Here is a 20,686-nt window from a genome sequence, read left to right as displayed (position 1 = left end):
ACCCCTGTCGAATGATCTACGGAATCACTTCTGCCGCAGTGTTTTCATGACGCCCAGGTAGAGCGTCATCGTCTTGGCCCACAGCTGTTCGGACATGCCCGGCAGCGGCGCGATGGGCAGCACCCGCTGCACCGCGATGGTCTGGGTGTCGATGTACTTCAGCAGGCCCTCGGGCCCGTGCCGGCGGCCGGTGCCGGAGATGCCGAGCCCGCCCGAGGGCGCGGCCACCGAGCCCCACGCGGCGATGAAACCCTCGTTCACGTTCACCGATCCGGCACGCACCCGCGCGGCGACCTCGCGGCCGTGGGCGATATCTCGGCTCCACACACTGGCATTGAGGCCGTAGGCGGTGTCGTTGGCCTGGGCGACGGCTTCGTCGTCGCTGGACACACGGTAGACCGACACGACCGGTCCGAAGGTTTCTTCGCGGTAGACGGTCATGCCCTCGCGCACGCCCGCGAGAACGGTGGGCTCGTAGAAGTAGGGGCCGAGGTCCGGTCGCGCCTTACCGCCGGCGAGGACCGTCGCGCCCTTGGCGACCGCGTCGTCGACGTGCTTGCTGACGGTGTCGATCTGACGCGGGAAGGTCAGCGACCCGATCTCGTAGCTGTAGTCGAGGGTCCGGCCGAGGCCCAGTTTCTTTGTGTGGGCCACGAATTCGGTGATGAACCGGTCGTATACCGTGTCGTGCACATAGATTCGCTCGATCGATTCGCACAGCTGCCCGGCCGAGGCGAAGCAGGCCCGCACCGCGATCTTGGCGGCGGACGAGACGTCGGCGTCCGCGAGCACCAGCAGCGGGTTCTTGCCGCCGAGCTCGAGCGAATACCCGATGAGCCGCTCCCCGGCCTGCTGGGCAATGGTGCGGCCGGTGGCGCTGGATCCGGTGTAGTCCACGTAGTCGGCGCGCGCGATGACCTCGGTGCCGACCACCGCGCCCCGCCCGAGCACCGCCTGCCACAGGCCCTTGGGCAGACCGGCGCGCTCGGCGATATCTATGGCCCAGAGCAGGGTCAGCGCGGTCTGGTTGTCCGGCCGCCCGATGACGGCATTGCCGGCCAGTAGCGCGGGCAGCGCGTCGGAGGCGCCCAGCGCGAGCGGGTAGTTCCACGGCGAGATGACCGCGACCACCCCCTTGGGCCGGTTGCGCACCTCCACCTGGGTGAGGACCGGCATGACGCCGCGCGGCTTGCGGTGCGCCAGAATCGATTTGCCCTCGGCGGCGTAGTAGCGGGTGTTCACCGCGACGTCGGAGACCTCGTCGAAGGCATGCACCCGGGACTTGCCGGTCTCGAGCTGGATGATGTCGAGGATGGTGTCCTGCTCGGCGAGCACCAGGTCGTGGATGCGGCCGAGCAGTGCGGCCCGCTCCCCGACCGCTACCTTCGCCCACTCTTGCTGCGCGGCGCGCGCGGTGGCGAAGGCGGCCTCGATATCGGTGACCGAGGACTGCGGCAGGTCGGTGATCTTGGCGCCGGTGGCGGGCGCGAACACCTCCACCGAGGGCGCTCCGCCCGCGACGGCGTGGCCGAGCAGGCGCTGGACCAGGTCAAAAGGCAGCGCATCGGCGGCGGCGAGCTGCGGGGCAGTCGTCATTGGTCGCCCTCTCGAGGAGTCGGGTGCGGGTGAAATCCATTATTAACTGAACATCGGTGTTACATGAACACTGGTGTTAGATTAATGGACGTGACACACACCATGTCAAGCCCTCCAGCGGGCGAGGGCGCCCCGGCCCGCCGCGGCCGCCCGCCGCAGACGGAGAAGCAGGCCGACCAGGTGCGCGCCCGTATCGTGCTGGCTACCGCCGAGGTGTTCGCCGAGCAGGGTTCGCGCGGACTGAGCGTGGCACGGATCATCGAGAAGGCCGGGCTGGCGCGGCCCACGTTCTACCGCTATTTCGCCAACGCCGTCGAGCCGCTGCACGCGGTGCTCACGGTCTCCAACGAGGATCTGGTCGGCGGCATCCGGTCCGCGCTGGAACGCAGCGAGCAACCCGTCGAACTCGGCATCAATATGATCGAGGCGTATCTGCACTGGGCGGGCGGTCACGGCCCGATGCTGGCGCCACTGTTCGCCGAGCTGCACGATCCGGGCTCGCCGGTGTCGGCCTATCGCGTGCAGGCCATCGACGACATCCGGGTCCTGGTGCGCGCCAAGATCACCGGCCTGGGGCGGCCCGCACCCACCGATCTCGACCTCGATACCGCACTGCAGACCTGCGAATTCGTCGTCTACCGCATCTCCGCGGACGCACCGCACGGCGAACCCGATCAGGCCACCATCGATGCGGCCCGGCTGACCATGATCCGCGGGGTGCTCACCATGCTCGGCACGCGCGCGGATGTCGAATACGCGCTCACCATTCCGGGGTTGTTCGAATCCACCCAGGACTAACCTGTCCAGCCGGTTAGCCAACAATGCCGCCTCGGGGCTAGGCTCCGCGCATGCCGGAAACCACGCCGCCCCAATCCTTCTCGGCCGTCACCCGCGCCATCGTCCAGGACGTCACGGTGACGCCCGCCAAGCACACCGACCGCATCCAGACCCGCCGCATCTCCATGCCCGCGGGCACGGCGGCCGGCCTGCACACGCACAATGGTCCCGTGGTGGGCAGCATCGTGTCCGGCTCGGTGGCCTACCGGATCGAGGGCGAACCGCTGGTCGTGCTGCGGCCGGGCGATGTGTTCTTCGAGCCGGAAGCGGTGCGCATCGCCCAGTTCGACGCACTCGACGAGGACGTCGTGTTCCTGGGCCACTTCCTGCTCGGCTCGGATCAGGATCCGGCCGTCGAATTCCCAGGAAATTAGCCGACACCGCGCATCATCCCGTCCTATCGTCGATTTCGTTGGTACAACGAAAAGAGCTGAGTATGAAGGCTATTCGCACCCGCGAGCCCGGCATCGACGGACTGGTCTACGAGGATGTCCCCGACGCGAAACCCGGTCTCTGCGACGTCCTGATCAAGGTCGAAGCGTGCGGTATCACGCACAACGAACTGGACTGGCCCATCTGGAACTGCCGCGCCGGCCACCCGCGGGACTCGGTCATTCCCGGCAACGAGGTCTCGGGTGTGATCGCCGGGCTCGGCTACGGCAGCGCCGGGTTCGCCGTCGGCGACGAGGTTTTCGGCCTCACCGACCAGCTGCGCAACGGCGCGGCCGCCGAGTACGTCGCCGTCGAAGCCCGCAATATCGCACGCAAACCCCGCACCCTGGACCACATCCAGGCGGCGGCGGTCCCGCGTGCCGGGCTCACCGCCTGGCAATCCCTCTTCGACCATGGGCGCCTCGAAAAGGGCCAGACCGTCGTCATCCACGGTGCGGGCGGCGCGGTCGGCTCGATGGCCGTCCAGCTCGCGCACTGGGCAGGCGCGCACGTCATCGGAACCGGCCGCGAGCACTCCCGTTCGCTCGCCACCGAACTCGGCGCCGACCGCTATCTCGCCCTGGACACCGAGCAACTGGCCGACGCCGCAGGTCGAGCCGACCTGGTGGTCGACACGATCGGCGGCGACGTCCTCACCGGTTCATCGATCCTGCTCCGCCCCAACGGCACCCTCATCACCATCAAGGCAGCCGCCGAATTCCCCACCGACCGCGACGACATCCGCAAGGTCGTCTTCGTCCAGGAATCCAACCGCGCTCAACTGACCGAACTCGCCCGCCTCATCGACGAGGGCCACCTCCGCCCCCAGGTCGGCGCCGTCTACCCCCTCGAAGAAGCAGTAAAAGCCTTCAGCGCCAAGGCCGCCGGCGGCCTTCCCGGCCGAATGATCCTCCAGCCCTGAACCGCTCGCCGATCACGATCGATACCGGATCGTCGGCGTCTCCCGTCGCATCCGTGGGGGCCGTGTACCGGTTGCCGGTATCGGCGCAGACCACGTCGGCGATCTTGACCAACGCCGAGATGTCCCCGGACTCGAAATGGGCGAGACTCGGCGCGATTACCGCGTCGACCCCCTCGGCGTAGGCAAGGTTCATCAGGCGGTTGATCGCTGCGCCCTGACGTATCGGATCGGCTAGCACGACGAGGATCACGGTCCAATTCCGTTCGTCGGCGGCGGCGTGGATTCGTGCCTCGTCCCGCTGCCAGTTCACACCCGATACGTCTCGGCGCAGGTATCCGATTGCGTAGTCGGTCATGGTTGCGTCCCCGCGTATTCGCGATAGCCCGGCCGCCTGATCGCGGCCCGACCGCGGTCCGTCGCACGCCATCGGGCCGGTCCAGCCGACGCACTCATCACGAGGCCCGCCCGTAACAGGTGCAGTAACGCACGGCGCGTCGACGTCTCGGCAAGACCCGTACTCACGCACAACCGTTCGACCGTGACCGATTCCATCACGCCCAGCGCGGCCAACGCTCCCAATACCTTTGCCTCTGGTTCTGTCAGCGCCATATGCACCCCTCACGACTCATCGATACGGGACTCGTCGGCAGCGAACGCGATTCCGCTTGCGGCTCGCACCATCGAAAGTAGGGCCGCGCAGGGCCGCGAGGCCAGAGAGTTGCGCCAAGTTGCGCAGTTCATTGACCGCCATCGCAGGGAGCTGGGAAAATCCGAGGGCCTCACACGCAACCACTCGAGCAAGGTTCTCGCCATGCATGTTGAGTTTCTCGGCGGCCCCTCCGGGGGACAAGGATCGCCGCGCCTGTATCTGACCGATCGCAACACGTTCGCCGTGCAGGGCTGGAAGACGATGCGCGCCAACCGAATCGAGATCCCTCACCGACTGCTCGTGCATGTTCGTCCCGGCACCTGCATCGCTGGTCTCCGGGACACCGGCCACGGGACGTTCCTATTGTCCGGAACCCCGATAACCGATCCGGAAGCCCTGGAGATCATGAAGATCCCCAGCCATGAAACGGCAGTCGAGGTCCCCATCGCGCAGGAGGTGACCCCCGATGCGCCAGGTCCTCGGGGGTGAAGATTTCGACCGGTTGCTCGACGAGGTGAAGACCCGCGCATTCCACCTCGAAACGCACGATGACTACCTCGCCGAGACCGAAACCGACTCGCTGAGAGCATTTCTCGCCGACGAGTCCATCGACCCCGGCGGCGACTGGTTCACCCCGTGGACCGACCAGGTCCGTCGCATGGTCGGCCGCGGAGTGGGCGTCCAGCGGGCGCGTATCGTCACCCGGTCCCACACGGCATATACCCGTTATCTGCTCGCCCTCACCCGCTACAACGTCGAGGCAGGCGAGGACGTGCGCTATCTGCCCCGGAACGTGGCGGCATCCAACGACGCGATCACCGAGGATTTCTGGCTACTCGACGACCGCACGGTCGTCTACAGCCTGTTCGATGCAGGCGGGGTCTGGATCGGCGGCGCAGTCACCCAGGATCCGGTCCTCGTTGCGAATACGGTCGCGATCCGAGACCGTGTCTGGCGGATCGCAACTCCCTACGCCCAGTACCTGGGACGTGCCACGACGTGACCGAGGTTTTGCGCGCACGTGTTGCGCTGGGCGCGCGTCTGCGAGAGCTCCGTAAGGATGCTCGCCTCGACGCTGTCCAGCTCAGCTCCGCAGCCGGATGGCACAAGTCCAAGACCAGTCGTATCGAGCTCGGTAGGCAGACGCCCAGCGAGTCGGATCTCGAAACCTGGTGCGAGATCTGCGACGCCCGCCTCACGCTGCCCGATCTGCTTGCCACCTTGCGCAATGTCCAGGCGCAGTGGTCCGAGTGGAAGCGGATCGCCGCAGCGGGGCACAGTCGCCGACAGCGCCGACAGGTCGAAATCGAGAGCCGCGCCGCACTCCAACGGACCTATGCGCCAGTCGTTCTCCCCGGCCTATTGCAGACCGAGAACTACGCACGTGCCGTTCTGGCCCAGTGCATTCGGTTCCTGGGCACTCCGGACGACCTCGACGAGGCCGTCTCCGCTCGGATGGAACGCAAGCAAGTACTCCAGAAGCCGCGACACCGATTCAATCTGCTGGCCGATGAGTCGGCCCTGTACACGACGGTCGCAAACTCCGCTGTGATGGTGGATCAGCTTCAATACCTGCTCGATTCAGCGTTCGACATGCCGCGCGTGCTCTTCGGAATCGTCCCGAAGGAGGCCGAATTCACCTACATCACAACATCATTCGACCTCTTCGACAATCGCCTCGCGCTGATCGAAACCGTGAGCGCCGAACTGACGGTCGTCACGGCCACCGAGCTGACCTTGTACGAGCGCGTGTGGAAAGCATTGCAAGCGCAAGCGGTCTACGGCCGTTCGGCTCGCGAACTGATCAACGCAGCCATACGAAGCCGTCGCGCCGTCTAGCTGCGCCCCTCGAGGCGAGGCTCGGCCACCACCAGGTCGGCAGATGGTGGGCCCGGCACGCCACACCGCCCAGCCCGAACTCGCCGCCCGGCGCGGCATGCGGCCACGAAACCCATCGCCGCAAAATGGGACTCGCCGAACACCGAGCCGGCCGTCGCACCGCCGACACCGTGACCATCCACGTACCCGAGTGCGGCTGAAGCACTGATCGGCTCGGTCAGCTCACTGTTTCAGTGCTGCAGCTCGGGAATGGGTTGTTCTTCGAGGACGACGATTTCGCACTGCTCGGCCCAGTGCAGGTGGTGGTGATCGTCGACCATTTCCAGCGCCTCGTCCATGCAGGTGGCCTGGAGGATGGACATTCCGATCACTCCACTGTCGGTCTCGGTGATACCGGCCGGCGTGATGCGGCGCGCATTGCCGAGGGGTTTGCCCGCGTCGACGAGGCCGGCGCCGATCCGGTTGCTCCAATCCGCCCACAGCCGCATGCCTTTCGCGGCTTCCGCAGGTGTGGCCTGGGCGAATCGTTCGGCGACCGAGAGGGGTGCGAGATAGAGAACTATGTAGCGCTTCATGTTTCCGACGATAGGTGACCAAATGGTCACATGTCAACGATCATGTGACCGATTGGTCTCGTATAGAGTGGGGGCGTGGACGAGGACGTGGTGTTCAAGGCGCTGGCCGATCGCACCCGACGGCATCTCCTGGACGCGTTGTTCACCAAAGACGGCCAGACGCTGACCGAGCTGGAATCGGGGCTGGAAATGACCCGCTTCGGCATCAGCAAGCACCTCCGCCTGCTCGAGGAAGCGGGCTTGGTGACGGCGGTCCGCAGCGGGCGAAAGAAGTTGCACTACCTCAATCCCGTGCCGATCCGGCTGATTCACGATCGATGGATCGACAAATTCACCGAGCAACAACTCTCCGCGCTGGCCGATCTGAAGAAGGACCTGGAATCGTGAGCTTCGAGGACGTCCTCTCGCGTGCGCGCCCGGAGACGACACAGATCCATCGCGTGATCATCGCCGCACCGGCCATGCGGATCTGGCAAGCCGTGACCGATCCCGACTGGACCGTGCGCTACGGATTCGGCGGCCGCAGCGTGATCGAACCTCGGGTCGGTGGTGCCTTCACGGTGTTCGCTCCCTCCGGACCTCGTCCGATCGACAGCGAGCCGGAGGTCATCATCCGCGGCACGGTCACCGACTACGATCCGCCGGTGTCGTGGGGTGCCCGCATCCGTTTCCTGGGCGATGAGAGCCTTGCCGCACAGCCGGAAACCTATCTGCGATACGAGATTCGTGATCGCGGCGACGGCACCTGCGCCCTGACCGTCATCCACGATGTGGCCGGCGCCCCGCTCATCTCGATCATCGCCTCCGGCGATCTGGAATCGGAAGGCTTCGGCGGCGGCTACCCGTTCATGCTCAGCGACCTGAAATCCCTGCTGGAGACGGGGCGGTCACTGCCCGTCAGTCGCCCCACCCGGAAGAGCTGATCACCTGAGCTGCACTGGATTTGCTTCCACTGGGGTCAGGCCCGCTCGAAACGCATGGCGGGGTCGGTGATTCGGCCGTAGCGAAGTTTGGGGAGGTCGCGGAGGTAGTTCATGTAGAGGCGCCAGGGGGCGCGGTCGCCCGTTTTGGGGAGGATGTCGAGGGCCCGGAGCACGTAGCCGGGCTCGAAGTTCAGGAAGGGCGCGGTGCCGATGGACGGGTCGCGCACCGGGGTCGCCGTGGCGTAGCGGTGGGCGTCCATGTGGCGCAGCAGGCGAACCACATACTCGCACACCAGATCCGCCTTCAGCGTCCAGGAGGCGTTGGTGTAGCCCATGATGAAGGCGAAGTTGGGGACATCGGAGAGCATCGTGGCCTTGTAGGCCATGGTGTCCGGGAGGTGGACCTTGCGGCCGTCCACCACCAGTTCGATGCCTCCGAAGGGGATGAGGTTCAAACCCGTTGCGGTGATGATGATATCGGCCTCGAGGTCGCGGCCGGAGTCGAGGCGCAGGCCGGTCTCGGTGAAGGTCTCGATGCGGTCGGTGACCAGATCCAGCCGCCCCTCGCGGATGGCGCGGAACAGATCGCCGTTGGGCGACAGGCACAGTCGCTGATCCCACGGCTCGTAGGTGGGGTTGAAGTGGGTGTCGATGTCGTAGCCGTCGGGCAGCCAGCGTTGCTGCCAGCCGCGGATCCAGCCCCGCATGCGCTTCGGATAGCGTTGCGACAGTTGGTACATCAGCGTGCTGAGGGCGACATTCTTGGCGCGGGCCAGGCCGTAGGCGAGGCGCGCGGGCAGGTATGCGCGGGCGCGGTCGGCGAAGCCGTCGCGGGAGGGCAGGGAGATGATGTACGAGGGCGACCGCTGCAGCATCGTCACGTGCGCGCCCTCCTCGACCAGGGCGGGGCCGAGGGTGACGGCGGTGGCGCCGGAGCCGATGATGATCACCCGCTTGCCCTCGACATCGACATGGCCGGGCCAGTGCTGCGGGTGGATGATCGGGCCCGGGAAACGTTCGGTGCCTGTGAAGTCCGGGGTGTAGCCCTCGTCGTAGCGGTAGTAGCCCGAGCAGCTGAACAGGAAATTCGCGGTCATGGTGACCGACCGGCCGTCATGGTCGGCGGTGACGGTCCAGCGGTTGTCCGCCGAGGACCATTCCGCCCGAACCACCCTGTGCCGGTAGCGGATGTGCGCGTCGATTCCGTTCTCGGCCGCGGTGTCGCGCACATACTCCAGGATCGAGTCGCCGTCGGCGATGGCCTTCTCCCCCAGCCACGGCCGGAACCGGTAGCCGAGGGTGAACATGTCCGAGTCGGAGCGAATCCCCGGGTAGCGGAACAGATCCCAGGTGCCGCCGCTGGCCTCGCGCATCTCCAGAATGGCGTAGGTCCGCCACGGGAAGGCGCGCTGCAGATGGTAGGCGGCATCGACACCGGACAGTCCGGCCCCGACAATCAGCACGTCGACGTGCTCGGGCGTAGTGGCCATAGCCCCAGCCTATCGACCGCGGTGAGCGAACCCACTACGAACGCGACAAGAATTCGCCCACCAAGCCCGCCACCCGATCCGGATCGCCCTTGTCGATGCCGAAATGGTCGAGTCCCGGCACGGTGACGCGATCGCAGTGCGGGATCACCGAGGCCAGCAGCTCCTGATCGGAGGCCGTCCACGCGCGCCGATCCCGGTCGCCCTCGAGCAGCAGCACCTCGGCGGTGATCTCGGCGTAGTGGCGGTAGGTACCGTCGAACCGCACATACTGGCGGTGCTCGGTGAGGTTCTGCGCCAGCTGCCCGATGACCATGTCCATCTCGGGCGCGTTCATGAACATCGGCATCATGCGGCGGAACATCCAGCGCGGGACCTTGCGCGCGCTGTCCGGACCGATCGCACGGATGAATTCGACGAAGGCGTCGAAGGGTTTGCCCTGGGCCAGGTACTTCTCGTAGGGACGCATCCAGTCGGCCGGCATCGAACCCCGCACCGACAGGCCCGGCTCGTACACCGCGACCTTCCGGATGCCCGGATCGTTCCGCGCCGCCTCGAGGGCGACGAACCCGCCGTACGAATGCCCCACCAGGAACGCCGCACCCGTCTTGTCCTGGAGCGCACGCACATCCGCGCAGTCGTCCTCGACACCGTGGCCGGGCCGCTGCGGGCCACTGTCCCCGCGCCCGCGCCGCTCGATCGTGTGCACCGTGAACGCGGTGGCCAGCGCGTCGGCGAACCCGCTGTACCCGTGCGCCAGCGACAGCAACCCCGGGACGACGATCACCCCCGGCCCCGCTCCCTCGGTCACGTAGGCGATCCTGGTACCGTCCGCGGACACCACGGCATCCGTGGTCCGCTCGCCTTCCCACTCGGCCATGGGCAACCTTCCGCTTTCGGCCGCACGCGCCTTCTTCGGCCGTATGCACTCCGAAAGACCACGGCGACAGCCGTATCGGACCCCGTCCACGCTACGCCGATCGCGCCACCGCAGGCCGACTACCACGTAATACTCCGGCGGCGGCCCGGTGTGCCGAGGTCGACGCGGCGAGTCACTCCCGGTTGCGCAGGCCGCTGGCGCGCAGCACCCGGCGGGCGATGCCGGAGCGGATGGATTCCTCGGTGCCGAGGATGCGGACGTGACGCCGGGCGCGCGTGATGGCCGTGTACAGCAGTTCCCGGGTGAGCAGCGTGGACTCCGGTCCGGGCAGCACGACCGAGACGGTGTCGTACTGGCTGCCCTGGCTGCGGTGGATGGTCATGGCGTAGACGGTGGTCACGCCGGGGAACTGGGTGGGGTGCACCAGGTAGGGCTCGGTGCCGCGCTGCAGGGCGGCACGCAGGGTGCCGTCGGCCGCGCGGACGATGACACCGGTGTCGCCGTTGTAGATGCGGGCCTCGTGGTCATTGGCGGTGACCAGCAGCGGCTGGCCCGGATACCAGTGCCCGGCACCGGGATCAGCGCTGATCCCCGCGGCGGTGACCCACCCGGCGGCCAGGCGATCCCAGCGTTCGACACCGTAGGGGCCCTGGCGGTGGGCGCACAGCAGACGATGGGATTCCAGCGCGGTGAGCGCGGCGGTCGCGTTCCCGTCGACGGCGGCGTCGGTGGCCTCACGGGCGGCGCGCAGGACGTCGGCGCGAACCTCGGTGATGTCGTCGGGCGCGTAGAGCGACAGTTCGTCGCCGCCGTCGGCGAGCAGGGCCAGGGCGGAGTCCGCGTCACCGGCCCGGATCGCGACGGCCAGCTCCGCGATGCGCCCACCGAAGCGCCGGCCGCGGGTGAGCCGGACGATGCCGCCGCGCAGGCGTTCCCGCTCACGCCCGGACAGGGCGTCCGGATGGGCGGCGGAGGCGGCCGGGTCGCCGCCGAGAATGCGTTCCAGCGCCGGATTCGCTTGTCCCGGAACGGGTCCCGCGACCAGGTCGGCGAGCACCGCGCCCGCGTCGACCGAGGCCAGCTGGTCCGGGTCGCCGACCAGCACGAGGCGGGCGTCGGGCCGCACGGCGGGGAGCAGGCGGCTCATCATGGTCAGCGACACCATGGAGGTCTCGTCGACCACGATGACGTCGTAGGGCAGCCGGTTGAACTCGTTGTGCTTGAACCGGCCCGCGCCGGCGCGCTGCCAGCCCAGCAGGCGGTGCAGGGTGGCGGCGGTCAACTCGGGCAGCCCGATCTCGCCCGCCTGCTCACGCACCGATTCCTGCATGCGGGCGGCGGCCTTGCCGGTCGGGGCGGCCAGGGCGATGCGCAGGGCGGGCGCGCCGGGCACGGCCTGCTGGTGTGCGACCAGCAGGGCCAGTACGCGGGCGATGGTGTGGGTCTTGCCGGTGCCGGGGCCGCCCGCGATCACGGTGGTCCACTGGGTGGTGGCCAGGGCGGCCGCCAGCCGCTGCCGGTCCGGCGGTTCGCCCGGTCCGGCGTGGTCGGGGAAGAGCCGATCCAGTTCGCGCCGCACGAGTTCGGCGTCCACCATGGGATGGGTGGCGGCGCGTTCGGTGAGGACGCGGCGGATGGTCTCTTCCTGCCGGTAGTACCGGTCGAGGTAGAGCAGCGGGCCCGAGGCGTTCGCGCCGGGCGGGTCGATGAGCCGCAGCGGGCGTAGCGGCCCGGACGGGCTGCCGGTCACCAGCGGACTCACCCGCAGCGCCGCGATGACCGATTCCACCTCCGGCCACGGCAGGGTGGCCGGGTCGATCGCCGATTCCTCGGCGCCCTCGGCGTCGACACCGATCTCGTGCATGCGCCGGACCTCCAGGCACACCGACCCGGATCGCACCGCGCGCACGGCCAGCGCGGTGGCGAAGACGACGGCCGGGGACCGCTCGCCGCCCAGCCGCGCGAGCCGCAGCGCCACATGCACATCGGCCGCCGACAGCACCCCGGCGGCATTGAACACCTGCAGCGGGCCGGTGCCGCGCTGCGCCAGCTGGATCGCGGTCATCGCGCCACCTCCGGGTCCCCTGCCAGCAGGGCCGACAGCTCGACGATCAGGTCCGCGGGCGGGAGCCAGTCGAAAACCCCGCAGCCGTCCGGGGTGTCGGGTCCGACCATGCCGCGCACGAACAGGTAGCGAATGCCGCCGAGGTGTGCGGCCGGATCGTAGCCGGGCAGCCGCCAGCGCAGATACCGGTGCAGGGCAACGGAATACAGGATGGCCTGCAGCGGGTAGTGCGAGCGCATCATCTCCGCGGCCATGCGCTCGTGGGTGTAGTGGGCGACGGTGAGGTCGCCGGTGCCGAGACGGTTGGTCTTGTAGTCGACGACCACGAATCGCGGTCCGGTGGTGCGCAGCACGGCGTCGATGCTGCCGGTGAGGTAGCCGCGCAGCGGGGTGTCGTCGAGGTGGGCCAGCTGGTCGGCGTAGGGGGCGAAGACATCGTCGGCGGGCAGGTGGCGGCGCAGCAGGTCGGCGATGCGCGGGACGGTCACCCGCGCGACCGGTAGGTCGCCACCGGCCAGCGGGAGCTCGAAGTCGAGCTCGCTCAGGCGATCCCGGGTCGAGAAGTCGGCGAGCGCGCCGAAACCGATGGGCGTGTGCATGACCGCCAGCAGCGCGCCCGACAGGACGTCCGGGTCGGCGTCGAACATCTGCTCGCTCACCGCGTGCAGCACACGGGCGCGGATCTCGGCGGCCAGGTCGGGCGCGTCGGTGTCGACGTATTCGAGGACCTCGTGCACGAGCGTGCCGAACTCCGCACCGTAGGGCAGCGAGTTCATCAGCGACGGCCGGGATCCCACGAAGGCGGCGAGGTCCTCGGCGAGCACGGACGGGGTGGCCGGTTCGTCGGCGACTCCGCTGCCCTCGGGCAGGTCGGCGGCGGGCAGGGCGTCGTGCGCGCCCGCCGTCAGAGCCGAATAGGAGGTGCGTCGCCACGCCTGGTCGAGGGCACGGCCGAAGTGGGCGGCCGCCAAAGGCTCGGTGGCGGCGGCGGTGGCGTCGAGGGGCAGGCGGGCGCGGGTGATCTCGCGCACCGGCTCGACGGCGATCACGCCCGGCGCGGCGGTGGCGGCCCACTCCCGGATGCGTTCCAGCAGTACGGAATCCGCGGGCACCGGCGTCTTGTCGGCGACGGCCGGACTGCCGGGCTCGCGGCCCAGCAGCATGCGGTGCAGAGGCGCGGTCTGGGTGTCGTAGGCGGGGGCCCACCAGGCCACGATCTGCGCGCCGGCCCGGGTGAGGGCCACGTACAGCAGGCGCAGTTCCTCGGCCTGCTCCTCGGCCTCGGCGCGCAGGCGGCGGGAGCTGTAGCCGGGCGCGTCGGGGCCGCCGACATCGAGGACGCGCCGGCCCTGCTCGTCGTGGAACAGCAGGGTGGGCGGATTGCGCAGTTTGGCCGCGTCCCACGCGAAAGGCAGGTACACGACCGGGAATTCGAGGCCCTTGCTGGCGTGCACGGTCGCGACCTGCACGGCCGCGGCGTCGCGGTCCAGGCGGCGGCTGCGGTCGGCGACGCTGCCGGAGGCCGGATCGCGCACCCGGTCGGCCAGCCAGCGGGTGAGCGCCGACAGGCCCAGGCCCTCGCGCAAGGCCGCGTCGTCGAGCAGCTGTGCGATCTGGCGCAGGTCGGTGAGCTGGCGCTCGCCACCCTCGAGAGCGAGCAGGCGAGGGGCCAATGCGGTTTCGGCGCTGAGCTTTTCGGCTACGGCAGCGAAGCCCGCGCGGGCGAACAGCCGGCCGCAGTCGCGCAGTTCGGCACTGAGGCGGCCGACCAGATCCGCTCCCCCGGCGTCGATTTCCTCGACGCTCAGCCCGAGCAGGGCGGTGCCGGCGGCCAGACGGACTCGGTCGGCGCGGTGCGGCTGTTCCAGAGCGTGCAGCACCCATAGCCATTCCGTGGCCGCGGGCGTGCCGAACACGCTCGCGCCGCCCGCCAGCACCGAGGCGACACCGGCCGCCTCGAGTTCGGTGCGCACCATTTCCAGCTGGTTCCGGTTGCGGACCAGGACCGCGATATCGCCCGGTCCGATGGGCCTTTCGCCGGGTGTGCCCGCGTCGATGAGCACCCCGGATTCGAGCAGGCCGACGATATCGGCGGCCACGTCGACGGCGACCCGTTCCCGCTGGCGGCCGACCGTCGGATACCCGGACTTGTTGAGCGGACCCGCACCACTGCGCGGCAGGCACCGCAGTCGCAGGGGCGTGACCCGCTCCGACGCGCCGGAGAGCCGCGAGAACGGCCTGGTCGCCGCCACCCGGTGCACGGTGATCTCCTTGTGCCCCAGGGCCGCACCGCCGTGGAGATGCTCGAGCGCGGTCAGCAGGCCCGCGTCGCTGCGCCGGTTGGTGGTGAGCTCGCGCTTGCTGTCGGCGTGCGCCACCGCGTCCAGGTAGCTGAGCACCTCCGCGCCGCGGAAGGCGTAGATGGCCTGCTTCGGGTCGCCGACGAGCACCAGGGTGGCGTGCCCGTGGAAAGCGCGGCGCAGGATGTCCCACTGCAGCGGGTCGGTGTCCTGGAATTCGTCGACCAGCGCCACCCGGTACCGGTCCCGGATGCGCTGACAGGCGCGCGGCCCGTGCTCGGGGTCGGCCAGCACCTCGTGCAGCAGCACCAGCAGGTCGTCGAAGTCCCGCAGGCCCGAAAGCCGTTTTCGCCGAGCCGTTTCCACCCGCACGGCCATCGCGAACGCCACTCGCTCGGCCGCCGGATCCGCCTCCCCCTCGGCCTCGGCCTCGGCCTCGGGCAGCAGCATGGCGTGCGGATCCCCGACCGCCGCCGCGGCCAGCCGCTGCGCGTCCGCCGGACCGAACGGCGCTCCGCCACGTGCATACCGGCTCAGATACAGGTCATCGGCGACCGTGGACACTACATCCTCGATCCCCTCCACGAGCCGTGCCCCCGGATCCTGTTCGCCCGCCAGCCCCAGCTCGTCGAGCATCCGCTGACAGAAACTGTGCGTGGTGGCAATGGTTCCCGCGTCGAAGTCCGACAGCGCCGCCAGCAGCCGCTCCCGCCGTGTCGCGACCTCTCCCGGATTCCCTTGCGCCAGATGCCGGATCAGCTCATCCCCCGACGCCAGCGCCCGCTCCGGATCCCCCAGCGCCGCCGCCACTCCCACGAACCGATCCCGCGTCCGCTCCCGCAACTCCTGCGTCGCCGCCCGGCTGAACGTCACCAGCAGCAACTCGGAGATATCCACCCCCAGCTCGGCCACGAACCGCACCGCCAGCCCCACAATGGCGTACGTCTTCCCGGTCCCCGCACTCGCCTCGAGCACGGTGGTCCCGACCGGCAACGGCCCCGTCAGCTCGAACCGATTCCCCGCATCCCCGACCGAATGGGAAATTGCGGGTACCGCGACCGAATCATCCTGCAGCCCAGCATCATCACCGACTTCGGCGGGCGCATCCCACAGCCCGTCGTCGGCGGTCCCGGAACGATCGCGGTCCGATTCGCCGCCCGGCATCGCCGGATCCGGCTCGGCGGCAGGCAGATCGAACAGGTCCGGAGCGTCGCGGCCCGAGGATGGGGTGTCCCGGCGGCGGTTCTCGCCCGCGGGACCGTCGGAACGGCGGCGCGTGCGGGTAACCGGGCGCGGGGCCAGGTCCGGATCGGTGAGGGAGAAGAGGTCCTCGGTCATGCGGGGCTCCCGGGAGCGCTGACGGGCAGGGGGTTCCGCCTCGGGGTGGTCATGGCTGACCTTGATTCTCGTTGGTGAGCAACGGGTTCCAGAGACGGCGCGCCAGTTCGCCGAAGCGGGTGGGTTCGGTGTCGACGCCGGGGAGTGCGGGTGCGGCGGCCTCGGTGAGCTGGTCGAAGCGCGGGGAACGGCCCAGGATGTGGCGGAAGTAGCGGTCGGTGTGTTCGCCGAAACGGTCGTCGAAGTCCTGTCCGGCGGCGGCCAGGGCGTCCTCGGCGGAGGCACCGGCGAGGCGGCGTTCGGCGTAGGTGGCCGAGGCCGAGGGGGCGATGGGCAGTGGTTCGGACAGGCCCTCGTCGCGCAGCAGCACCAGGTCGCGCAGGATGCCGCGGGCCAGGGGCGCGGTGGGCGAGGTCAAGGTGGACTGCCAGGCGGGGCGATGGTGTTTGCCGCGGCCGATGGTGATGGCCCGCCACGACTGGTGGGTCCCGGTCGCGGCCAGCGCGAGCAGGCGAATCCAGGCCGCCATCCGGTGTTTCGGAGCCAGTCGCGAGAACGTGGTGCGCAGCAGTGTGTCGTCGTGGACGTCGGGGACGGTGCCGGTGAGACGGCGGCCGTCACCCAGGTCCACGGCGATGTCGACGGTGCGCGCGGGGATCTCGTGCAGCGGCCGGGCCACCCGCACCAGCTGGTCGACGGTGCCCTCCACCTCGTCGAGCACGGCCGCGCCCATGGTGAACGGCGGCAGGGTGCCGCGCCGCCATTCAGCCGCGCGCAGCACGTTCGGGTCCACACCGGTCAGGCGCGCGGACAGCATGCGCTCGCCCATGTTCCATTTGGTCAGGCCGTCGAGCTCGATGGGGAGGCGGTCGGCGATCTCCTCCTCGTCCTCCGGCACCCGGATCCCCAGGCGCTGCCACAGGAATGCCCGCACCGGATGCTCCGCGAAGGCCACCAGATCGGCCAGCTCCACATCGCCGCGGTCACGCGCGGGCAGCGGCGTACCCAGGAACAACGACCGCGACCGCGGCGAGCGCCCCGCGGCCAGCGCGCCCGCCAGCGCCACGGTGTCGAAGCTGAACGGCTGCTCGGGCCGGAAGTTGCGGCGATCGAAGGGCTGCAACGGATGTCGCGTCACCACCCGCTCCAGGGCAGCCGCGCCGACGTGCGCGCGCACCGTGTCGAGCAGCTCGGCCAGCGGAATCGCGGGCGGGCGATACGCACCCGACACCGGATCGGATCCGGTGTGCAGCAGGACGAGTCGCTCCCCGGCGGCCATGATGGCGTCCAGCAGTAGCTGCCGGTCCTCGCTGCGCGGATCCCGATCCCCGGGGCACCGGTGCCGGGCCAGCGCGTCGTCGCCGTCCACGCCGCCCGCGCGGGGGAACACCTCGTCGTCGAGGCCGAGCAGCACCACCACCCGATGCGGCACCGACCGCATCGGCACCATGGTGCACACCGTCAGCTCGCCGGTGCGGAAGTTGGCGCGCGAGGGCCGCCCGGCCAGCCGGGCGGTCAGCAGCGCCCCGATATCGCTGAGCCGCAAGGGAATCCCGCCCGCGGGCTCCAGCGCGGTCGCCAGTTCCCGGCGCGCCTGCACCCCCATCCAGCCCTGGCTCGTGGGCATCTCGGTGAGCAGGTCCAGTGCCCGGCCCAGCACCGACGCCCACTCGACCGCGGGCCGCGCGGTGCCCGCCGGTTCCTCCAGCGTGGATCCGCGCAGATCACGCAGGCACACCGCCAGCCGGTCCACGAATTCGGCGAACCGGCCGGCCAGATCGATGTCATTGCTGTCCACGTCGTCCAGCGGCAACACCAGATCCAGCCAGTCCTCACTGGATTCCCCGGCCGCCACCCCGAGCAGAATTCGATCCACCGCCGCGTTGACCGTGTTCTGCGCGAAGTCCCCGAGCCCGAATGCCTGCCGCTGCCGCTGCCCGATTCCCCAGCGCGCCCCGGTCTCGGCGGCCCATTCCCGCAGCCGCTCGATATCGTCGTCGTCGAAGCCGCAGCGCACCCGAACCGGTTCGGCCGCACACAGATCCAGCACCTCGGTCACGGTGACGCGCCCGTCGGCCAGCTCCAGCAGCGTGCCGACGACATCCAGCACCGGGTTGACCGCCCGCTGCGCGCGATCGGCGAGCCGCACCCGCAGTCCGTGCGCCGGATGCCCGGGCTCGGCCGAGGGTGGGTTGGGGGACGACGGCGCGAGGGACCACTGCCCGAAGGCCGCGCGCACCAGTGGCGCGTAACGCTCCACATCCGGGCACATGACGATGACGTCGCGCGGCTCCAGCGTCGGGTCGGCGGCGAACAGTCCGAGCAGCGCGTCGCGCAGCACCTCCACCTGGCGCGACGGCCCGTGGCAGGAGTGCACCGCGATGGTCCCATCGGCCAGGCTCGGCTCCGGCATGAACGACCACCGGTCCTGCCGTACCGCGGCCTGCAACTCCGACAGCAACGTGCGCGCCGCGACCGTCTCCGGGCGCGGGTGATAGGTGTCGATGTGGTCGTACCCCGACAGCCGCTGCTGCAGCTCCCGCATATCCCGGCCCAACGCCGCCAGCAGTGGATGCCGCACGCGCACACCGGTATTCGGGATCACCTCGGCATCGGCCAGCTTGATCCACAGTGCGGGGCTGGGGTGCACCAGCCACAGGTGCACCTGCCGCCCCGACGACAGCGCCGACAGCACCTCCAGCTGGTCGGTGGTCAGCCGAGTCACGCCGAACAGCGAAATCCGTTCCGGCAGCGACACGATGGACGGTTCCACCCGCAGCCGGGCGCACGCCGCGCCCAGGCGCTCGGCGGGACTCGCCACCCCGACCACGCCGCGCAGCCGCCGCCACAGCAGCGGCTGCCACAGCAGATCCGCGGGCAGCGCCCGGCCCGCGCCGTCGGTATCGCGGCCGTCGGCCCAGTCGGTGATCATGGCCGGGCGCTGGGTGGCATAGCTGTCGAACAGCGATGCGATCCGCACGGCCGTCGCGTACCGGCGGCCGACCCGATGGCCGCCCGCGTCCCCGTGTCCGAGGTGGCGCGCCAGCACCGCGGCCCACGGCTCGGCCAGCACCTCGTCCAGCACCGGCAGCACCGTCCACACCAGCCGCTCCGGCGACCACGGATCCTGCTCCGGATCCACCCCCGTCGCCTCGGCCAGCACCGCCGCCACCAGGGCCGCCGGATCGGCGAAATCGATATTGGCCGAAATACCGTCGGCTGCGGCGCCACTGCCGAGCACCGTGGCCAGCCGCTGATTCAGCCAGCGCTCGATCCCCTTGGCGGGAACCGCCACCACCTCCGGGGTGAACGGATCGCCGAGCGGATCGGCGAGCAGCTCGGCCAGCGCGTCGGCGAGCGTATCCGCGCGTTCGGCCCGGTGAATGTGCACGAGCTGTGTTTATACAGTCGGCGAACGACATGCAAACACCGAGCGTCCCGGCTCGCCGGGTGACACCTGCCACACGCCCAGGATTTGCTAGGGCGCGTCACCCCGAAATTCGAGTGTGGTATGCGACAGTGCCTTTCGGGGAGGTTCGAAGTTCTCAGGAAAGGCTGGTCCGCGTCGATGTCTGCGTCGGTGATTCCGCTCATGCCCAGAACCGGGTTCACGGTTCGGCGGGTGGGAGACCGCTGGGAACTGGTCAACTCGCGGCATTACGGCCGCGGCGTGGTTCTGCAGTCGTGGCCGCGGGAGCGGCACACCGAGGCATTCGAGCACTGCTACCGGCTCAATGGCCGCAGCATCGAAGAGCTACAGGCGGCTTTCCACTGACGTGCACGAAAGTCCGTGCAACAGTGTCGATTCGATAACACACGCAACGATTCCGCTCAAGACGTGCGTATCGGGCATTGTCCCCTCTATTGTGTTCCCTCGTGCGTTCCCACCAGGCCCGGCGCGTGGCCTCCTCCGCTTGTGTTCTCGCTGCCGCGGTCCTCATTCCGGCCGCCCCCGCCTTCGTTCCCATGGCCGGTGCCGCACCGGTACACACCCAGGGCCCGATTGCGGGATTCGACGCCGATATGAGCAGCCGCATCGCCGCTGTCGACAATTACCTCGGCACCCGCCCCGGCGTCACCGGCTACGTGATGCGCGACCGCGTCACCGGCGGCATTTATCGAAACGGCAACGCGGACACCAACTTCTGGACCGCCTCCACCATCAAGCTGGCAATCGCCGAGGATCTGCTGAACCGCGCCCGGGTCGGCGCCATCCAGCTCGGCCCCGACGACCGCGCGCTGATGGAGTCCATGCTGGCAACCTCCAACGACAATGCCGCCGATATCCTCTGGAACAAGTACGCCGGCCTCGACCGCATGTCGTTCAACAACGCCTTCCGCGCCAACGGCATGACCGGTCTGGTCCCCATGCAGCCCACCACCTCGATCGAGCAGGTCAAGCTGTTCCCCGATTGGGGTTTCCAGCAGTGCTCCCCCGCCGACCTGGACCGGCTGATGGACAACGTCCTCACCCGCATGCACCCGGACGACCGCGCCTACCTGCTCGACCGCATGCGCCACGTGGACACCAACCAGCACTGGGGCGTCTGGGGCGCGGGTGCGGCCATGAACCCGGGCCTGAAGAACGGCTGGTCCGACGAGCAGGGCGGCTGGGTGGTGAATTCGGTCGGCTTCGCGGGCCCGGGTGAGCGCTACACCCTCGCCATCATGACCGAGCAGGGCGATCAGGGCGGTTACACCGACGGCTCCGAAACCACCACGCACGTGGCGCAATTGCTGTTCCAGGGGCGCTGACACCGGCGCTGTGCGGGCGGTTCCGGCACGGCCGGGGCCGCCCGCGGCGCGCTTCCCGGCAATCCTCGCTGGACGACCGCCCATATTG

18 protein-coding genes and 1 pseudogene are annotated in these 20,686 nt (G+C 69.3%); 11 read left to right on the top strand and 8 right to left on the bottom strand.

The window, feature by feature from the left end:
* Nucleotides 1–24: 24 nt before the first annotated feature.
* Nucleotides 25–1,596, bottom strand: coding sequence for a succinic semialdehyde dehydrogenase (locus ABZ909_RS05900; protein ID WP_356996486.1), 1,572 nt, complete (start codon nucleotides 1,594–1,596; stop codon nucleotides 25–27).
* A gap of 102 nt (nucleotides 1,597–1,698) precedes the next feature.
* On the opposite strand from ABZ909_RS05900, the gene ABZ909_RS05895 reads away from it, so the two are divergent.
* From ABZ909_RS05895 to ABZ909_RS05885, 3 genes are all read left to right on the top strand, one after another.
* Nucleotides 1,699–2,394, top strand: coding sequence for a TetR/AcrR family transcriptional regulator (locus ABZ909_RS05895; protein ID WP_356996485.1), 696 nt, complete (start codon nucleotides 1,699–1,701; stop codon nucleotides 2,392–2,394).
* 50 nt (nucleotides 2,395–2,444) lie between these two features.
* Nucleotides 2,445–2,807 (top strand): hypothetical protein, encoded by a 363-nt coding sequence (locus tag ABZ909_RS05890; protein ID WP_356996484.1) that lies wholly within the window; start codon nucleotides 2,445–2,447, stop codon nucleotides 2,805–2,807.
* 62 nt (nucleotides 2,808–2,869) lie between these two features.
* Nucleotides 2,870–3,787, top strand: coding sequence for an NADP-dependent oxidoreductase (locus ABZ909_RS05885; protein WP_356996483.1), 918 nt, complete (start codon nucleotides 2,870–2,872; stop codon nucleotides 3,785–3,787).
* Here the strand turns inward: ABZ909_RS05885 and ABZ909_RS05880 are convergent.
* Nucleotides 3,735–4,142: a hypothetical protein gene (locus ABZ909_RS05880; RefSeq protein WP_356996482.1), complete on the bottom strand. Its 408-nt coding sequence runs from the start codon at nucleotides 4,140–4,142 to the stop codon at nucleotides 3,735–3,737. The two genes, ABZ909_RS05885 and ABZ909_RS05880, sit on opposite strands and share 53 nt — an antisense overlap.
* A 183-nt stretch (nucleotides 4,143–4,325) precedes the next feature.
* Here ABZ909_RS05880 and ABZ909_RS05875 point away from each other — a divergent pair, with 183 nt between their 5' ends.
* From ABZ909_RS05875 to ABZ909_RS05860, 4 genes and pseudogenes are all read left to right on the top strand, one after another.
* Nucleotides 4,326–4,925, top strand: a complete 600-nt coding sequence (locus ABZ909_RS05875) for a hypothetical protein (RefSeq protein ID WP_356996481.1) — start codon at nucleotides 4,326–4,328, stop codon at nucleotides 4,923–4,925.
* Nucleotides 4,903–5,439: a DUF6879 family protein gene (locus tag ABZ909_RS05870; protein ID WP_356996480.1), complete on the top strand. Its 537-nt coding sequence runs from the start codon at nucleotides 4,903–4,905 to the stop codon at nucleotides 5,437–5,439. Before ABZ909_RS05875 ends, ABZ909_RS05870 begins: the two co-directional genes overlap by 23 nt.
* Nucleotides 5,436–5,615, top strand: a pseudogene (locus ABZ909_RS05865) (helix-turn-helix transcriptional regulator); the annotation flags it as partial. The gene ABZ909_RS05870 and the pseudogene ABZ909_RS05865, both read left to right, overlap by 4 nt.
* Before the next feature lie 42 nt (nucleotides 5,616–5,657).
* A complete protein-coding gene (locus ABZ909_RS05860) occupies nucleotides 5,658–6,275 on the top strand; it encodes a DUF5753 domain-containing protein (protein WP_356996857.1) in 618 nt (205 codons plus the stop codon).
* Between the two features lie 230 nt (nucleotides 6,276–6,505).
* Here ABZ909_RS05860 and ABZ909_RS05855 read toward each other — a convergent pair whose 3' ends face one another.
* Nucleotides 6,506–6,850, bottom strand: a complete 345-nt coding sequence (locus ABZ909_RS05855) for a hypothetical protein (RefSeq protein ID WP_356996479.1) — start codon at nucleotides 6,848–6,850, stop codon at nucleotides 6,506–6,508.
* 75 nt (nucleotides 6,851–6,925) lie between these two features.
* On the opposite strand from ABZ909_RS05855, the gene ABZ909_RS05850 reads away from it, so the two are divergent.
* Both ABZ909_RS05850 and ABZ909_RS05845 read left to right on the top strand, forming a co-directional pair.
* A complete protein-coding gene (locus tag ABZ909_RS05850) occupies nucleotides 6,926–7,237 on the top strand; it encodes a helix-turn-helix domain-containing protein (protein WP_356996478.1) in 312 nt (103 codons plus the stop codon).
* Nucleotides 7,234–7,773, top strand: a complete 540-nt coding sequence (locus tag ABZ909_RS05845; protein WP_356996477.1) for an SRPBCC domain-containing protein — start codon at nucleotides 7,234–7,236, stop codon at nucleotides 7,771–7,773. The genes ABZ909_RS05850 and ABZ909_RS05845 overlap by 4 nt, the downstream gene beginning before the upstream one ends.
* Nucleotides 7,774–7,808: 35 nt before the next feature.
* Here ABZ909_RS05845 and ABZ909_RS05840 read toward each other — a convergent pair whose 3' ends face one another.
* The 5 genes from ABZ909_RS05840 to recC form a co-directional block, all read right to left on the bottom strand.
* Nucleotides 7,809–9,263, bottom strand: coding sequence for an NAD(P)/FAD-dependent oxidoreductase (locus tag ABZ909_RS05840; protein ID WP_356996476.1), 1,455 nt, complete (start codon nucleotides 9,261–9,263; stop codon nucleotides 7,809–7,811).
* A 34-nt stretch (nucleotides 9,264–9,297) separates the two neighbouring features.
* Nucleotides 9,298–10,140, bottom strand: a complete 843-nt coding sequence (locus ABZ909_RS05835; RefSeq protein ID WP_356996475.1) for an alpha/beta hydrolase — start codon at nucleotides 10,138–10,140, stop codon at nucleotides 9,298–9,300.
* A gap of 172 nt (nucleotides 10,141–10,312) precedes the next feature.
* On the bottom strand, nucleotides 10,313–12,205 hold the full coding sequence (gene recD / locus ABZ909_RS05830; protein ID WP_356996474.1) for an exodeoxyribonuclease V subunit alpha: 1,893 nt from the start codon (nucleotides 12,203–12,205) through the stop codon (nucleotides 10,313–10,315).
* Complete coding sequence (locus ABZ909_RS05825) at nucleotides 12,202–15,843, bottom strand: UvrD-helicase domain-containing protein (RefSeq protein WP_356996473.1); 3,642 nt, start codon at nucleotides 15,841–15,843, stop codon at nucleotides 12,202–12,204. The genes recD and ABZ909_RS05825 overlap by 4 nt, the downstream gene beginning before the upstream one ends.
* A gap of 49 nt (nucleotides 15,844–15,892) precedes the next feature.
* On the bottom strand, nucleotides 15,893–19,234 hold the full coding sequence (recC, locus tag ABZ909_RS05820) for an exodeoxyribonuclease V subunit gamma (RefSeq protein WP_356996472.1): 3,342 nt from the start codon (nucleotides 19,232–19,234) through the stop codon (nucleotides 15,893–15,895).
* 177 nt (nucleotides 19,235–19,411) lie between these two features.
* Here recC and ABZ909_RS05815 point away from each other — a divergent pair, with 177 nt between their 5' ends.
* Nucleotides 19,412–19,618, top strand: coding sequence for a hypothetical protein (locus ABZ909_RS05815; protein ID WP_356996471.1), 207 nt, complete (start codon nucleotides 19,412–19,414; stop codon nucleotides 19,616–19,618).
* Between the two features lie 191 nt (nucleotides 19,619–19,809).
* Nucleotides 19,810–20,598, top strand: coding sequence for a tat pathway signal sequence (locus ABZ909_RS05810; protein ID WP_356996856.1), 789 nt, complete (start codon nucleotides 19,810–19,812; stop codon nucleotides 20,596–20,598).
* Nucleotides 20,599–20,686 lie beyond the last annotated feature (88 nt).

The sequence above is a fragment of the Nocardia sp. NPDC046763 genome (assembly GCF_040645495.1).
Classification (GTDB): Bacteria; Actinomycetota; Actinomycetes; order Mycobacteriales; family Mycobacteriaceae; genus Nocardia.
Note: the sequence above shows the minus strand (reverse complement) of the source record. Positions and strands in the feature narration are given on the sequence as shown.

Coding starts and splice junctions, on each gene's coding strand:
- ABZ909_RS05900 (WP_356996486.1), bottom strand. CDS start 1,596: ATGACGACTGCCCCGCAGCTCGCCGCCGCCGATGCGCTGCCTTTTGAC.
- ABZ909_RS05895 (WP_356996485.1), top strand. CDS start 1,699: ATGTCAAGCCCTCCAGCGGGCGAGGGCGCCCCGGCCCGCCGCGGCCGC.
- ABZ909_RS05890 (WP_356996484.1), top strand. CDS start 2,445: ATGCCGGAAACCACGCCGCCCCAATCCTTCTCGGCCGTCACCCGCGCC.
- ABZ909_RS05885 (WP_356996483.1), top strand. CDS start 2,870: ATGAAGGCTATTCGCACCCGCGAGCCCGGCATCGACGGACTGGTCTAC.
- ABZ909_RS05880 (WP_356996482.1), bottom strand. CDS start 4,142: ATGACCGACTACGCAATCGGATACCTGCGCCGAGACGTATCGGGTGTG.
- ABZ909_RS05870 (WP_356996480.1), top strand. CDS start 4,903: ATGCGCCAGGTCCTCGGGGGTGAAGATTTCGACCGGTTGCTCGACGAG.
- ABZ909_RS05855 (WP_356996479.1), bottom strand. CDS start 6,850: ATGAAGCGCTACATAGTTCTCTATCTCGCACCCCTCTCGGTCGCCGAA.
- ABZ909_RS05840 (WP_356996476.1), bottom strand. CDS start 9,263: ATGGCCACTACGCCCGAGCACGTCGACGTGCTGATTGTCGGGGCCGGA.
- ABZ909_RS05835 (WP_356996475.1), bottom strand. CDS start 10,140: ATGGCCGAGTGGGAAGGCGAGCGGACCACGGATGCCGTGGTGTCCGCG.
- recD (WP_356996474.1), bottom strand. CDS start 12,205: ATGACCGCGATCCAGCTGGCGCAGCGCGGCACCGGCCCGCTGCAGGTG.
- ABZ909_RS05825 (WP_356996473.1), bottom strand. CDS start 15,843: ATGACCGAGGACCTCTTCTCCCTCACCGATCCGGACCTGGCCCCGCGC.
- ABZ909_RS05815 (WP_356996471.1), top strand. CDS start 19,412: ATGTCTGCGTCGGTGATTCCGCTCATGCCCAGAACCGGGTTCACGGTT.
- ABZ909_RS05810 (WP_356996856.1), top strand. CDS start 19,810: ATGGCCGGTGCCGCACCGGTACACACCCAGGGCCCGATTGCGGGATTC.